Below are 17,646 nucleotides of genomic sequence, written 5' to 3'. Positions count from 1 at the left end.
GTTAATTTTCATGCTGTAATTGTCTAATAGGCCCAGAAATTGGTTATCTAAAAGAGCCCTTCCGCTTGGAATAGACAACATTTTGGATTAAGCCGCTATTTACTTTTTGTAACGATCATAAGCGGAAGTGTAAATTTTCATATACTCGTCAATACCCATCTTCTGCAATGTCGTTGTATATTTGTCCCACTCCGTAAAAGGTACGTTTCCCGTAACGAATTTGGCGAGCATCTCTGATACATACGTTTCAATATCGTTTTTTAACGCCAACATACGGTTCCATTCTTCAGTCGAATAGGAGAATGGCGGCCAAATCACTGAAATGAATTGAGGCTTCACTTTCTTTACTGCCTCAACAGAAGCAGGCATCCCTTCCGCTCCTTTAAAAAACTGCTGCTTCAGAATTCCGGGATAACTGTTCCCAGGCCAAGTCAAGTATTGACCAACAGCTTGATCCTGCGTCAACCCTTTCGGATTGTTCTTGATGTCATCCACGAACTCAAACTGGCCATCCGCCGTCTTTGTATACGTCGCACTTTCGAAGCCCATAAAGAACATTTTTGCGCCTTCATCACTGTAAAAATAGTCGATCCATCTCATTGTAGCTTCAGGATTTTTATTGTTTTTGGTAATGACAAAATCCCCGGTTGATCTGACTAATGAGTCCACGTTAGCGTATAACTGATCTCCATTAGGACCCTTCAAAGTCACGCCGGCGATATATCCTTTTTGCTTGAGCGTAGCTTCTGGATTATAGCCCGGAATAACAGCATACTTCCCTTGCGTACCATTGGCAATTGATTGCTCAGCGTTTGCTGTAAAAATTTCTTTTTCCAGGAGTCCTTCACTATACAGCTTGTTTAAATACTGCAGCATTTCTTTATACCCTGTTGAGGATGGAATAAATCGCAATACGTCTGTTTTCGGATCCATGTCAACATACGGATGAGAATTGCCCCGGTTACCAAGTCCCCATGAACCCCTAATAAGGCTGATGACATGACCACTGCCGCCCAATGGAATGGCGTTAGAATCCTTTTCTTTAACTTGCTTGAGGAATTTATAAAGTTCTTCCGTCGTCTTAGGCACTGACATATTTAACTTGTCTAGCCACTGCTTTTGGAACCACAAAAAGGTACCTGATCGCATGGATTCGAATGATGGATCGATCAATGTCGGAATGGTATAGATGTTTCCATCGGGCAGTGTAATTGCTTTTTTAATTTCAGGATTTTGATCAATAAGACGTTTTATATTAGGTGCATTTTGGTCAATCAAGTCGTTCAGTTTAATGAAAACGCCTTGTTGCCCATATTTGAGCACATGCGAGCTCGAAAACCGGCTTCCGTAAAACACATCCGGATAGTTCCCGCTAGCCAAAATAATATTCCTTTTCTCCACCATTTGATCCCTATGGACATCGGTCCATTCTATGTTTACATTCGTCATTTTCTCATATTCGTTCCAAAGCAAAATATCGTTCAAGTTTTGCGTTGTTAATCGCTTAGGCGCAAAAAATTTCAACGTGATTGGCTCTTTGACAATGGGCAGTCCCGACATTGTCAGATTCGATTCTGTTACCGTTTTCTTCTGCTCAGTCGGTTTATCTCTGCCATTTTCACTACTGCAGCCGGCAATGAGCGATGAAAACATCACTGTTCCCATGCATATAGAGAACAATTTTATCATTTTCAAAGTATATCCTCCATTTGCAGAAATTCGATTTCTATCTCTGAGGATTTGCCTTTGGCAATTTTTCTATACTCCATCGGCGTAACTCCTTCGTTTTTTTTAAACTTTCTGATAAAATTGGTTGAATCAACATAACCTACTTCAAGTAGAATTTCCTTTAACGTCAACTCTGTCGCACCAATTAATTTTTTTGCTGCATCCATTCTTAGTTGATCGATATAACGCATGATTGAATAATCCGTATGATCTTTAAAAAATCTGGTAACGTATGAACCGGACATACCGAACGTATCGGCGATTCTGTTAAGATCGATGGTATTGTCCCGGAAATTGTTGGTAATATAAACTTTTATGTTTTCAAGCAGTACTACATTTTTACTTTCCTTCTTGTCCCCAATGTGTTTGCACACTTTGCGGCAGAAGTCTAAAATAATGATTTCCATTTCTTCAATAGTTTCAAAACGCGGGATATATAAATCCTCCAGCATTTGCTCAATTCCTTGTTCGGTTTCGATATTCAATTCCATGAGAGCTTTCATTATCGTATTAACAATGCCGAAACAAATAAACTCCACAGCCTCAAGCGACATTTGTCTTATTACGACATTGTCCATTGTCTCTCTGATGATTTTCTGTACTTCTCCATCATTCCCTTGTTTGATCGCCATTAACATCTGCATTTCCAGTTCGTTGGGATACCAATTTTCATATTTCTTGGAGTTTTGAATCTCGCTGTAGCAAATAACTTGGTCTACTCCCTTTATAAAACGATACCGAATCGCCTGCTTGGCCTGTAAATAAGATTGATGAATAATCGAATAATCGTTAATGACGTTGCCGATTCCAACGGTTAGTGTCAAATCGAAATCTTGTTTAAAGAACGCTTTGACCTTACTTGCCAAATGTTTAATTTGCTCAAGTTTAGCGGTCTCTTCATTCATATTGAGCAAGATCACGATTCCTCGATCATCCGTCAATTCCGCTCCGAATCCCTTTCCCAGCTCTGCAGATAACTCTTCTGTAACCTTGATTAAACTATATTTCAAAATTTCTTGCATGGATTTTGGGTATTGTTGAATGAATCGATTGTAATTGTCAATCATAAATAACATGACGATAGAATGCGATTTATCCAGCTCTAGTCTCGAAATAGCAGCCACAGTATCTGACTGTTCCTTTTCTTTTGGGCTTCTTTTCAAAATTTGAAGTAAAGATTGTTCTTTGACAATGCTTGCTTGGCTTTGCAGCTTATTCATTAATCCTTCACGTTCTTTATTCATTTCCGATACAAAATCAGAAATCAAATCGATTTCATTTGACTTTTTCGATAAATCCTTTATCGAAGTATGCTGAACAAAGTTTATTGCCGCAATTAACTTTTTCAAGGGTCTGTAATTTCTTTTTGAAAAGGAAACGGCCATCAATATTCCCAGTATGAACACAGCACCAATTGTCCAAAAAAATAACTTGCGACTTTGAACCAATTTATTCATCACTTGCGCATTCGGCAATACGGTGACGTAAGACCATCCATTATAGTCCGATTTCACATGAATTACGGTATAGTTAATGCGATTGATCTTCACTTCACTTACGGGAGCTGTATCCTTGTGTGTCTCAACCCATTGTTGGATATGCGCCACATCTTCCTCGCTTTCGCCGTTCGAATGATGTGCTAAGATTTCGCTGCTGTTTTTTATAAACACGAACCCGCGATTATTTCCCAATACATTTTGAATTAGTTGGTTCATTGTCCGTTCCTCAATTAAGAACATTAATGCGCCAAATGGTTTTGGCGAATTATATGGAATCGGAAACAAATATGTAGACATATTAATTGGTCTTCCATTAATACTTACACGTTCCAGCGGCCGCATTACTGGCGAATCCATGGTGGGTAATGACTTTAAAAAGGGTTCTAAACCCCAATTCTGATATTTATAGATGAAGTTGAAAAAGTTATTTGTATCATATGTTCCGCTTGCTGCGTACATGGACGTGCATGAAAGGCAAGAGTAATATAAAACGATGTCGCGAATGAAGAGGTTTGTTGATTGATATTTTTTTAATTCTGTCACTGTGATGTACGATGAATATGCATCCTCAGAAACTTTAAATGGCGTTAATAAAGAGTCGGAGCCAATTTGCAAAGCCATCCGATTTAATTCGCCAATTCTTGTATCCATTTCGTCTTTAATTTTACTCATATTTGAAACAGTGGAAGCTTCTATTTCATCACTTAAAGTAGCAATAAAAGATTTGTATACTACACCGCTAACAAATAATAACAGTGTTACGACAAGTAAAATGTAGGAGAATAAATAATGATAGAATCGATTCGTCCATTTACGGTGTCTGAAAAATCCTACTAACTTCCCCACATCAGTTCCCCTATTCTTTTTCTAAGATGTGATCGCTTTCAGTAGCAGGGATTGTCTATTATACATATTCAGGGTTTGCCTTTTAAATATATCAGAGTTCGAGCTATTTTTCAGCATAACCCCAAATTTTTTCTTGGAAAACATTCCATTGTTTTCTTATGGTCAAAATAAAATACCGCCAGGGATATTTCCTCCCTGGCGGTACATTTAGTTGATGATCCGTGAAGCCACAATCACAAGATCATACAGATCGATTTTATTGTCGCCGTTAACATCGGCTTTCTTCACAAGCTGCCAATCCGCGCTAGTTGAGTCTTTACCATATCTAGCTGCGATCATCGCAAGATCACCGATCGACACTTTGTTATCTCCGTTCACATCGCCTGGGGTACCTGGAGGCGACGTAGTGATCGCAACATTGCCAGACGCAAGCGTCGCGTTCTTCTCTTGTCCCACAGCATCCCCGAGCATTGCCTTTTCCACAGCGATTCGGCCCACTCCCGACTGGACGAGGTCTTTCGCTTTAAAGGTAAGCTCCAGTACGTCGCCGCTGCCGCTGAACGCATGAGCCGCGCCTTGGCTGGCAAGGATGAACCGGAGGCTGCCTGGTGTTGCATCACTCTGGGAAATTATGCTGATCCCTTCTTGAGTTGATTGGGATGACACATATTCCATTGTTGCCGGATCATAGGATAACGTCAAATCCTGTGCGTAAACGGCTTGTGTCACGCTTGACAAACCTACTCGTACTTTAAAGGATTCCCCCTTTTGAACGGACGACGGTGCGAGTACTGTCGTTCCTGGAGATGTGATCACCCTCGTGACGGTGACTTGCGCCGTCGATTTGAAGCTGCCATCTGCCGTTGTTGCTGTAATGGCTGCACTGCCTGCTGTTAAGCCTGTAACGATTGCTTTACCGTTTACTACCTCAACCTTGGCGATTGTTTCATCACTGCTGGACCACGTCACGTTTTTGTTCGTCGCATTCTCGGGCTGCACCGTGGCATTCAGCTCTACGGTAGTTCCTTCTACGATCGATGCTTCCGTTTTGTCGAGCACGACACCTGTCACCGCATGAAGCGTTTCGTCTGTCACGCGAATGTTGTCAACTGTGAGTTGTCCATTGAGCTCGGCGCTGCTGACGTCTGCGCCTTTCACGATGGCGAGATAAGCATTCTTTGCATTGTCAGTCGTGAACGTCAAGTCGACGGCGCTTGCTCCTGCCGGCAGTGTTTTGGTCGCAAGGTCACGTACAGTGCCGTTATCATTCACACGAACGGCAACCGTGTACTGATTGGCGACATCCGCATTTGCCTGCATCGTCAAGCGGTACTTCGAATTCGTACCGAGACGAAGCGTCTGCGGCAGTGTACGCAGCCATTCGCCTGCTCCGCCTTCATTCGTTTTCAGCGAGAATCTGCCGTCAAGCACATACGATTTCACTTGATTTCCGTTTGTATCCACCATATGCGTTTGAACATTACCTGCTTTCGCGTAGACGAACGGTCCCCAACCTTCATCAACATTCTCGAAGTCTTCATTAAGGATCACATCTGCTCCATCCGTTTTCCCAGGGTTTTCCCAAACCCGCACATCGTCTAAGGAAACCGTTGCATCCCCCGGCGCAACGGTTAGTGAGAGTACAGCCGTATCGCTTAGTGCTTCAAAATTCACTTTCACGCGTTGGAAAAAGGTATTGTAATATTTGTGCTGCGGAGCAAAATATTTCAGTTTGGTGTCCACCAAGTAATTGGACACTTCCTTGTCGCCTTGTTTGACGCTAATGGACGATTTGCGGTCTGCTCCGTTTACATTCACCCACACGGATGCGCTGTACGTTTTGCCCGGCTTCAGTCCTGTGATAACCTGATCTATCTTCGCGTCAGCTGTTCCTTTTACTTCCAGATAATCCTCCGCATTGCTGCTTTTCTTAAAGGAGATATGATCCGTCGTTCCTCCAGTAGATGATTTGCTCCAAGTCCCCCACTGATGGCTGTCAAAACCTGGATCTTTGACCGGACTGCCTGCGCCCCAGACGGTTGCAGGTTCCTGCGGAGCATCAGTCTTGTACAGCACATAACCGACATTAGGCACAGCCGTTAGTGTCACTTGTCCATTCGATGCCTGGACGTCTCCCACCAACTCACGGCCAGTATCTGTCAGCTTATAGAGCTTAGCGGACTGTACGCCGTTCCACGAAGCAGGTAGCTTCCATGTTGTGCTGCCACCTGACGGATTCCAGTGGTAAATCTTATCTTCTTTCACTGGATCCCAAGGAATAAACACAGTGCTGTTGCTCACATTGCTCGAATCTGTCATGATCGCGATATCATTGCCGTCTTTGGTCAAATGAATTTTTCCGTCTCCAGCCCGTGCAACTGAGACATTCCCTGCAAAATCGATGCGATTGTTCGTCATTTTCATGATCGGGAAATGCTGCATATACTTCGTCGGCAGGTTCTGGTTAAAGAATGTTTTCGTTACTTCCTGATAACTGTAGAAATTCGAGTTTGCCTGCCAGTACCCGACACCAGCTTGTTGAATACCTTTCAATAACGGCTCACTCAAAAATCCGTCCACATTGGTGTTGCGAATGAAACGAACGATTTTGCTGTTATTCCCTTGGTTCGGATATGCAGGATCCGTCCCCCAGTGAACCCATGCCGTTTGTTCCTGAATCGGACCAGCGTATTCCGTGCCCAGCATCCAGCCGTTGCCGTTGATGTATTCGGACAACTTTTTGGCATCCCAGCCTGCACCTGAATAAACGTCAACATAAACGAAGTCCAAATTGTTCCCAGTATCCGCTTTCAGCATATCCAAGCGCCGTTTCAATTCACCGGACTCGATATCCTTGCGCTTATCGACAAGGTAGGCTTGATCGAGCCAGCCCCAGCCTTTGCTCAGCGGAGCGACCAAATTCGCCATCTTTGTTTGGAATGCGTCCAAATGGAACTCCGTGGCGTTGATATGCACGCCGCCTTTGATATTGTATTTTTTTCCTTCGGTCAGGAAGTAGTTGAAATCGTCCTTTCCGCCCTGTCGAATACCGATGTGGCCGCCATAATCCGGATGCGAGTCGTCATGCCCTTCGGCTTGATAGCCCTTTTGCACAACGAGCTGTCCGAAGCCATCGGTCAAATGGGAAATTTTCTTGGCGTTGTCAAGCGAGCGCAGAAATGGCATTCCCGCCGTTCCAATATTCATGCTGATCCAAGAAATATTATCCTTAATCATGTCGCTTCCGTACGGCATCTCGGAATGGCTTCGGTACATGATGGCTCCGTCCTGCCAATCAAGAGTGCCGTCATGATTCGCGTCCGGCGTAATAACGACTTTCGACCATGGCAACGCTTCTGGAGCCGGGGCGATCATACTTTCACGGTACGTCCAAGCACCGTTCGATAATGTTGCAACTTTCTCGCCCGATGATGCATCAGCCACACTGGCACGCACTTTATCATTAGCGTTAATGACATTATTGACAATGGTCGCCGCCAGTTGATCGGAATTGACGAAGCCGAACGTCCTGCCGCTTGGATTCAGGTTTTGCGCTCCATTTTTCAAATCAATATATTCTTCAAAAACGGGATCCCAACCGCCGGAGAACCGCGCAGCCGCCTCCTGTGCTTTCGGCTGTGTCGAAGAGACAGAGACCAAGCTATGGTTCGGGAACTCGATCGTTTTCACTTTCGTGCTGCCGTTCTCTTGGATATCCGTGAACTTCAGCTCGAGTACATTGTCCACGACTTCCAACTTCACTTTCAACAGTATGGCAAGCTCTTCTACATTCAGCGTGTAGATAACGCTGTTCCCCACTTTCTCTGCCGTCGTTTTCGGCCAATACTCTTCCCCGTTGATTTTCACGGCGTACAGATAATTTTTCTGCCCGTTCATGACGGCTCCGTTAGTTTTCCACACGTAGTTGTCTACGCGGGGGAACGTGCTGTCCACTTCCGCTTTCATGGTGTCCGATTCAATCACAAAATTAACTGCATTAGGATTAGGCTGAGGAGGTGTGGGCTTCGTGTATGGCGTATAGCTGGTATCATCGAGATACAGCGATTTATTGTCGTACCACGCTCTCATTCCGATTTTCCCAGGAGCAGTAGGCATCCCTGCGACGGTTGTAGCAGCGACCTTCACACCGTCAATCCACAAAATAATATCCGAGTCCACATATCTGATTTTAATATCATAGGTCTGGTTGTTAGACATCGCCTTGGAGGCAATCGTGGCGTAGGACTCCGTACCGTTCTTTTTATAGTAGTAGAGCCAGTTGCCACCGTCATAAATAACGCCGGCAAAATTATTGACATCGACATACCGGAACAGGAATCCATACCGGCCTGTTCCGCTATCGACACTAAATTTAGTTGCGAACTCGGCATTCTGCAACGAAGGTGAATTGTCGTCTACCACCAAAGTCGCTCCGGAAGCAGCGACTTTGAGCATATTGTTAACTACACTGAAAGTCGCGGTGCCGGAGGCTTGTTTCCAGCCGCCAATTTGACCGTTGTTATAGTCCTGGAAATAAGCATCCCCCACAGCCGCCTGAGCTGTACCTGCCGGTACAGCGGCATATATTTGCATAGCTGTAAGCAATGCTAATGATACTGCTGCGCTTTTTTTCAACTTGCGATGGCTGATTTTCAAATAAATAACCATCCTCTCTACTATTTGAACTTTAAGTGTAGAATGTGTATATCGAACAATTGCTGATATACACATTCTAACTGTCCTCTGTTTCTCAATCACCTGTGACTATGTGCCTGCGTGTTGTATTATTCGAGAATCTTTTTCGCTACGGCTGCAAGGTCGCTAATGTCTACTTTGTTATCATGGTTAACATCCGCTTTGTTATACTGATTCCAATCTGGGTCAGCAGAAGTTTTCCCATAAGCCGAAGCTACAATAGCTAAGTCGCCAACAGATATTTTGCCATCTCCGTTGATGTCGCCAGGAATAGAGATGTTGACGGAAGATGTAAAGGACAGAACTGCAGCATTCAACTCTGTCACTGCCTGCGTCACTTGAGCCTCATTTGCTCCCAAGTCATTTGCTATTGTCTTAGCTTTATCAATTGCTGTTTGCAGTGCTGTTTTGGTACCAATTGGATACTGTCCGACTTGTGTGCCTTCTACCGCTGCATCATGTTTCGTTTGCGCTTCAGTAATTATGGCAGTGAGTGCCGCCCTATCCACAACAGTAATTTGTACGCTGTTGGCACTACCAGATACTTCTGTTTCTAGACCTTCGCCGTTAGCAATCTTAATGTTAGACAACGTGATTACTGCGGACTGCGGCTGAGAGATTAATTTGGCTTTCCAGTGCAGCTTCAGCAAATCTCCGCTCGCATTAGCGGTATTTGTGCCTGTGCTCGCTGCAATGAGTCGGATTTGACCTGGCTTTTCCGTTTTATTTACAATGACTAATTCCTCTTTCAGCGATTCTGCTGAAACAAATTCCAACAGATCCGAATTATAGGTAAGGGTCAGATCTTGTGCATATACATTTTGCGTGTTACTAAGCCCGTATTGAACGGTAAACTCTGTTCCCGCTGCGATCGTGTTGGTTCCAGTTAACGTGGTTGCAGGCTGAAGCGAATTCTGTGTAAACGTCAGCGTCTTCGCGAGTCCAGCCGAGTTAACTTCATTTGCCGCAACACGTACGAGTACGGACTTGTCGCCATTGAATAAAGGGCTTTGGGTAGCATTGAACTTTGTATAGCTAACACCGCCGTCTATCGAATATTCCATACTCTCGTCAGCACCTACAATTACATTGTTTGTATCGTCTGCTGAAACGTTCGGTGCTATTATTGCTGGTGTATATTCGAATGCATCGATAGCTCCGATTGTACCAATTGCCGATGGGCTTTTCGTACCTTTAACAACGATTTTGATCGTATGTTCTCCTGCCGGCAGACCTGTCTTGCTGTAGAGGGCAGCCTGTTTGGTTGTAATGGGCGCATAACAATCGATATCCGCTTGATCTAACACGCCATCCAAATACACATCAATCTTGCCCATGTTCGTCTGCTTCATGCTTATTAATTTGATCGCTGTTCCCGTAAACGTAAATTGCGCGGAGCTGCCAGCTGTACTGCTGTATTTCTCTGAACCGCCGTAATCTTGAGATGTGCTATAAGTCGACCATGTGCCGGTATACACGATGGATGGATCCTTTTCGTCGACTTTTATTGCTTGTACGGTCTCATTCTTATTCGTGACGACCACTTGGGCCTTCACATTAAAGTTTCCGTCTGCAGTCGTCGCCGTAATTTCGGCGGTGCCTGTTTTGAGACCTGATATCTTAGCTATGCCATTGACAACTTCAACTTTGGCTACCAACGGATCACTGCTTGCCCAGCTGACGTTTTTGTTCGTAGCATTCGCGGGTTGAACCGTTGCGCTAAGCTGTGTCGTCTCTCCCACTTTAAGCGCAACATCCATCTTATCCAGTTGTACGCCGGTTACCGCCCCAACTGGTATAGGTGATGTAACCTTGGCGTTAGCCCAATTCCCATGATCGGAACCGTTACCGTTTCCACTATCCGTTACGACTAGCTTAAGGACATTCACGCCAGTCATATCAAGGCTTATGGGCTTCGTTGCACTGCTTCCGTTCATGACGCCGCTATCATAAATTTTACTACCGTCTGCCCAAACTTGGAAAATGATACTTCCACTGTTTCCTACTTCGTCATCGACACCGATATCCGATGTAAACAGCTTCCCTTTCCCACCTAAATAATAGGATATCTCGGACGCTGCATGGACACCAAGTCCTTTTGGATAGACAACTCCATTCAAAGTAATTGGCTTACCGTCACCAGCCGATGACTCTCCGTTACTCATGTTGTGTTCAACGGGTCCCCATCCATTCGTCATACTCAACCAGGTAGCGTCGCCTAAATAAGCTTCGCCTGAAGGCACAATTGGCGGAGCGGTTACTTTCACTTTGGAGTCAACACTGCCAGTGAAAGCTCCGTAATCGTAAGTCACTTTGCCTGAGAGCTCATACATGCCAGTAGCAGCCGTTGTAGACGCTGTGACGGCCCATTTTGTATCAACGGATTGGCCCGGCGCTACTTGCTGAATAACATTTGGTGTAACAGCTTCGACTGTCCATCCGCTCGGAGCCTGTAAAGAGAGATTCGCGTTTGAAATTGCGTTCGGTGCGTCATTTTTAAATGTTGTCGTTACTTCAAATCTTTTTCCTGAAGAAACGTAATCAGGAGCCGTAACAGCCAATTGTGTCGCTGGCAGCGACGACGTTATCACGTACTTTTGTCCCACTTCGGTATTGAACATTATCGTATCTCCGCTAACCGTATAGTTCACCGGCGTATTGTCCGCAGCCTTAAGCACGGTAAATTGTCCGGCATGAGTGAATGTCTTTTCCTTGACTTTGGCGACATTTCCTTCCAGGGAAGTGATCGCTGCATTCCTCAATACCTTTCCATTCCAGCTTATATCCACTTCAAAATCGCCTCTTGCCTTCAAGCCCTTGACATCTCCTTTGGGCCAAGCCGAAGGTAGAGCCGGTAACAAGTCAATACTTCCTGTATGACTTTGCAGAAGCATCTCTGCGATCCCGGATGTCCCCCCAAAGTTACCATCAATCTGGAATGGCGGGCCAATATTGAATAAATTCGAGTACGTGCTGTCATCAAGCTGTCCTTGGAAAATCTTCTCAGCGTGGTCACCGTCAAGCATACGAGCCCACAGATTCAGTTTATTCGCTCTGCTCCAACCTTCCGCTTCATCTCCACGCTGCGTAAGGGTCACTTTTGCTGCATCAAATAACTGGGGCGTAGTTACCTTGTTAATCAAGTTTCCAGGATATAACCCTACCAGATGAGAGATATGGCGATGCTTATCATTTGGATCGTCGATATCCTGTTTCCATTCCTGTACTTGCCCGTATTTACCAATTTTCGGCATAGATAGCCGACTGCGTTGGTCAATCAATACATTGCGGAAGGCTTCATCTATACCAAGAACATTGCTGGCTTCGATGCAATTCGTATATAATTGCCAAATCAATTCTTGATCATAGGAATCCCCTATGCTTAATGGACCATGCTCCGGTGAAACACCCGGCGTAGATACCAGTGTTCCGTCCGTATCCGTAACGAGCGTTTTTGTCCAAAATTCAGCCGCTTCCTTCATAATGGGATAAAGCTTATTACGTAAGTATGCCGTATCGCCCGTGAACAAATATTTCTCCCAAAGCTGCTGGGAAAGGAATGCGCCAGCGGCTGGTTGCCATCCCCAATCAGCAACATCCCAGCCTGGTGCCGTATAGCCAAAAATACTAGTGAACGTATGAATCGTCCAACCGGAACCAGTTACACCGTGATGCTTCTGGGCTGTGACCCGGCCAGGAGCCCGCAAAGAATCGACAAAATCAACATAAGGAATCGCCGTTTCGCTCAAATTGGTAACTTCAGAAGGCCAGTAATTCATTTCAAGATTGATATTGGTATGGTAGTCGGCTCCCCATGACGGTGTCTTGGAATTATTCCAGACGCCTTGCAAGTTGGCAGGCAGCGATCCCGGACGCGAAGAAGCGATGAGCATATATCGGCCATATTGGAAATACAGAGATTCGAGCGCACTGTTGCGGGTCGTTCTGTAGTTGGCCAGAAGTTGGTCAGTCGGTATCGTGGCTTGCTGGTCATTCAGATTAAGCGATACTCGCTTAAACAGCGACTGATAATCAGCCAAATGGTTCGCCCGCAGCACATCATATGTTTTGGCAGAAGCTGCTGTTAGGTTATCGGTCACAGTTAGGTGTGGATCCGTTCCGACATAATCCGGATAATGATTGGTATAATCCGTAGCTGCAGACATGAGGATCGTAACCGAGCTAGCGCCTGCTACTGTCAACTTTCCATTACCGGCCGTAACCGTTCCGTCATCGCTCTTAACTTGGAACTGCGATTCATACGCCATATTATTATCAGCAAGCTTACCGCTGAGGGTCAGTATATTACCATTAGCCACGATGGAAGGATTCGTCTGCGGGCTTGTAACCCTAACATCAAAGTTCAACTGATTCGGCTGACTGCTGGAAAGCCTCATCGCCATCACTTTATCTGGATAACTCATAAAATATTCGCGTGTATATTCGACCCCATTCTGCTTGTAAGTAACACGTGCGATCCCATCCTCCAGATCAAGTTCGCGTCGATAGTCGCTCACCGTCACGGAAGCAGGAAGCGCAAAATCGAAAAAGATATCGCCGAAATTTTGATAATAGCCAAATTGCGGATAATCGTTTAATGTCCCTGTCAAATATTGCTCGGCAATCGATCTGGCTCCTGCTTGATCGCCACTGGCCAGCTTCTGACGAACATCCTCTAAATGATCGGCCGCACCATCTCTATTGCCGTCCCTTCCGCCTCCGGCAATAGACCGCGGGCCTCCTGTCCAAAGCGTCTTCTCGTTGAACTGGATATGCTCTTGATCTACACCGCCATAAACCATTCCACCCATGTAACCGTTTCCAATCGGTAAAGCTTGTTTCTGCCAATCCGTTGCCGGTTGTCGATACCATAGGGCAAGATTATGAGCTGGGGGCTGTGCAGAACCCGTGTATGTGACCGCAGTTGCCGCATGCGCTATTCCTAGCGGCAATAGAGTCGTAAGACCAGTAAAACCTGAGGAAATACAAGCCGCTACCATAATACTTAATAAAGCTTCCTTCTTGAGAGGCGTCTTCAATAACTTGCGCAAAACAATCACCCTTTCATCTTTTGTTTACTATCGCATTGGTTGCATCCATCGCGCCCTAGCTGTAGGGGAAAATCCAACACTTTTCCACTGGAAATATTTAGAATATTATACAAATAGATTAACGCGTCTACCGAAAAATATTAAGAGAAATTCGTACTATAATAGGCGAAGTTTGTACTTACTTTTGTGGAGGGGCTGCCTCAAGCAAAGATTGCTTGTGAGTTAGCCCCATTTGTTTCCCTCTTACTCTAATATTTTGTGAGCCACAAACGCCAAATCAAGAATATCTATTGTACCGCTTTTATTCATATCCAGATATTTAATGCGATCCCAGTCCGGACTGGAGCTATCCTTGCCATAGTTAGCTGCAACAATGGACAGGTCGCCGATGCTGATTTTGCCATCATTGTTGGTGTCTCCAGGATTTCTGACCTCAACCTCAACTTTGACATTCATGGAAGATAAGGCAGCATTCATTTCAGTACCTGATTCATTACTTACTAAGGCCTTACTCACGCGTATTGTTCCTTCACTCGTTATCTCAACATCTTTGGCTCTAAAAGTTAGCTGAGCTACATTAGCAGTTCCGGTAATGGCATGATCTGCGCCTAAACTTGCTAATAACAGGCGAAGTTTGCCGGGTGTCTGCTCAACTACATCATTCATAATATCAACGCCTGAAATCAGAGATTGTTCGGACCCTGCTACAAAAGTCAAGATGGATGGGTCATACTCGATCGTAATATCTTGTGCATAAATATTTCCGGTTACGCCAGTGAGGCCATACTTAGCAGTCACTGTCTGTCCTGCCTTGACAACGCCATCTCCTGTTAAAGTTACTGTCAGCTGTGCCGGATCAGGTGCTTTCGTAATCATGACTCCGGCAGTCACCTGCTTGCCTCCATACGTGGCCGTAACGACGGTTTCACCTTGTGATAAACCTGTGATTGTACCGTTCACAATCGTTGCGAATGCGGTATTGCCGATTTCGAACAGGGACGCTGTTGTCACGTCTTGATGGCTGCCGTCCGAATATTGCGCGGTCACTTTCACCACAGCGGATTGTCCTTGTTTCATTTCATAGCTCGCTGCGTCAAACGCGATCATTTGCAGCGTCGGCTGAGCGACTTCATTCTTCTTAAACACGTTCAGCTCGGCTGCAGAAGCGAAGCCGTTAACACCTTCCGTCGCTTCTAGCTTGATGTAAGCGGCACCAACAGGTGCGAAATTCACTTCTTTTACCAAGTTGTCTTTCAGCCACTTACCACTAGCAACTTTAGTATACTGAACGCCGTCTTGGCTGACGTATACGTTGTATGCAGTGATCGTTCCGTTACCGCCATTCGAACGAGGCAAGTAGTGCAGCTTGCTGACTGGGTACGTACCGCCCAAATTCAATACAATCGATTGCGGAAGTACATCGGTTTTGTCCCATTTGATATGCCACAATGTGTTCACATCGCCATCGAGCGCATTGCCAGGGTCATCTCCAGGTTGGAAGCTTGAAGCCGTTGCCGTCATTTGGCTTTGCGGGATTTCCGCCAAACCGGTTTGCCCCATTACGGTGACATTCGCTGTTGCATTGAATCCGCCATCCACCGTAGTGACGGTAATCCTCGCTGTACCTGCTCCTTTCGGAAAGACAGTGCCATTCTCATCCACCATCGCAACGCCCAGATCGCTGCTGCTCCACGTAACCGATCTGTTCGGCGCATTGAGAGGCGCTACCGTTGCCTTTAAGGTAACAGGCGCATCCAGTACATTTAAATTCAATGCCGCTTGATTCAGCGTTACGCCAGTAGTCCCGGGATCTAAACGAGTACCGAACACTTGGAACTCATATAGCGAGTAGCCCCAACTTGTTGCACGCTGTGTACCATACATTCGAATATAGCGTCCGGTGCCCGATAAGCCGGTCAGATCATCTTGTTGTCCATCGCCATTCGTCATTGAATATATCGTTGTCCAACTCGTCGCATCATTGGAAACCTGAATTAGGTATGCTTTGCCATAAGCCGCTTCCCAATTTAGCATGACCCGTTGAATCGAGTACTGGGCGCCTAGATCGATCTGAATCCATTGCGGGTCGCTATATGCGCTAGCCCATCGCGTCGAGGCGATATCGCCATCAACCGCACTGCTTGCAGGCCGCCCGCTCGATTCTAATGAGGATGCCGTCGCTGTTTTGCCAAGCGCTATATCACCAGATCCCACGAAGCCGGAAGGGCCCGTGTAGCCTGGGGCATTACCCATCGCCATGATGATAGGCTGGAATCCGGCATACGAAGAGACGATCTTAGGAGAGCCCCAATTTTTCTGAGAAAGCACACGAAGTGAATTTTGTATACCTAACTGTACCTGATCTTCTGTTTCCGCATTCGGAAGATCGGACCAGACATGCAATTTGGCGCCCAAATTGTTCGGATTTAGTGCGGCAATGTTACCGCCAGAAAACATATTGGGTTCAAACGTTTCATACATGCTCGTATTATTCGGTTTCCAACTTTTTCCTAGCACGTAGTATAAGTAATCGCTATTAGAGTTAATCACGCTTCTACCTTGATTAATTGCCCCTTGGGCATTGCCGCCCAACCAAAAATCGATTTGGAAATCCCTATCCATCGTCAACGCTTTTCCCGTCGTTAGCCCATCGTTCCAGATACGCATCGTTTTGCCTGAAGATTTGACGATTTGGTTAGCCCAATTGATCAAACCGATAAACACATCCTGAGCTACCGCATTCGCGCCATAGCGATTCGTTGCATATGCCTGAATTTGCGGATAAGGCGTATAGTCACCTACATATTCATCTGCGCCGATATGGAAATATGGGCCTGGAAATAATGGCAAATATTCCTGAAGCAAATCCTGAATGAGTGTGTATGCGGAAGGATTCGAAATATCTATATAGCCAGTCGCTTTCGCACCTGTGCTGCTAGTCAAAGTCAACTCGGGATGCGCGGTCAATATTTGCCCCATATGGCCAGGCATATCAATTTCCGGAACGATCATCACATGATATTGGCTGGCGAAGTTGATAATGTCCTTCATTTCAGCCTTTGTAATATAGTTAGCCGATACGATCTCAGGGTGACTAGTACTTTCGATACGATACCCTTCATTGTCGGACAAATGAAGATGCAACACATTGTATTTGAGGTATGCCAACTCGCGAATCTGATTTTTGATCCAGCCTACAGTAAAATATTTACGGCCCGTATCGACCATCAACGCGCGTTGTGGATAATTTGGCCAGTCGCGAGCCGTTCCTGCGCCGATCGTATAGTTCATCTTGAGCAGTTGCAAAATGGTTCGAGTCCCTGCAAACGCCCCCGCATCCGTTCGGGCGCTAATTACGAGGCGGTCCGACGCGGAAAATTGATAACCTTCATTTCCTAGAGCAGTATCTGTAGAGCCAAGTGTCAAGAATATATCCCCAGCACTACTGCTCACCGCATTTACGACCGGAATCGTCCAGCCAGAAAGCTGCTGAAGATCGTTGGCGAATGTTGAAGCCGTTCCTGCAAGCTGAGAATTATATGCACTATCAACAACAATCCGACGACTTGAATTGAATGTGAAACTACCCATACCGCCATCCGTCCACTCTTGAAGGGCAGGTATTGTATTAGGACGATTTGCGGCATAAGCAGAAGAAGGAGGGGCAAATAAACCTATCATAACGAAACTAAACAGAATCAATGCGGTCAGAACACAAGGTATAAACTTATTGCGTTGTTTCAAAGATTCGCACATTCGTTGATTCCTCCTAATTAAAGTGTAGGGAATGAATGTCCACCAATAAACCACGACTGTATGAAGAAAGG

The 17,646-nt window shown here is 45.5% G+C and carries 5 protein-coding genes; all 5 read right to left on the bottom strand.

The window, feature by feature from the left end; translation table 11 throughout:
• Window positions 1-99: 99 nt before the first annotated feature.
• Window positions 100-1,689 (bottom strand): extracellular solute-binding protein, encoded by a 1,590-nt coding sequence (locus AC58PQ_RS15135; RefSeq protein ID WP_497243012.1) that lies wholly within the window; start codon window positions 1,687-1,689, stop codon window positions 100-102.
• A gap of 2 nt (window positions 1,690-1,691) precedes the next feature.
• Complete coding sequence (locus AC58PQ_RS15130; RefSeq protein ID WP_497242809.1) at window positions 1,692-4,073, bottom strand: helix-turn-helix domain-containing protein; 2,382 nt, start codon at window positions 4,071-4,073, stop codon at window positions 1,692-1,694.
• Between the two features lie 207 nt (window positions 4,074-4,280).
• On the bottom strand, window positions 4,281-8,729 hold the full coding sequence (locus AC58PQ_RS15125) for an endo-alpha-N-acetylgalactosaminidase family protein (RefSeq protein ID WP_497242807.1): 4,449 nt from the start codon (window positions 8,727-8,729) through the stop codon (window positions 4,281-4,283).
• A gap of 128 nt (window positions 8,730-8,857) precedes the next feature.
• Window positions 8,858-13,819: a DUF4073 domain-containing protein gene (locus AC58PQ_RS15120; protein ID WP_497242805.1), complete on the bottom strand. Its 4,962-nt coding sequence runs from the start codon at window positions 13,817-13,819 to the stop codon at window positions 8,858-8,860.
• A gap of 243 nt (window positions 13,820-14,062) precedes the next feature.
• On the bottom strand, window positions 14,063-17,575 hold the full coding sequence (locus AC58PQ_RS15115) for a family 20 glycosylhydrolase (RefSeq protein WP_497242803.1): 3,513 nt from the start codon (window positions 17,573-17,575) through the stop codon (window positions 14,063-14,065).
• Window positions 17,576-17,646: the final 71 nt, after the last annotated feature.

The sequence above is a fragment of the Paenibacillus sp. J22P143 genome, assembly GCF_059692035.1.
Note: the sequence above shows the minus strand (reverse complement) of the source record. Positions and strands in the feature narration are given on the sequence as shown.

What these genes read in the sequence shown, in the direction of transcription:
- AC58PQ_RS15135 (WP_497243012.1), bottom strand. Translation starts at nt 1,689, where the DNA reads ATGATAAAATTGTTCTCTATATGCATGGGAACAGTGATGTTTTCATCG.
- AC58PQ_RS15115 (WP_497242803.1), bottom strand. Translation starts at nt 17,575, where the DNA reads ATGTGCGAATCTTTGAAACAACGCAATAAGTTTATACCTTGTGTTCTG.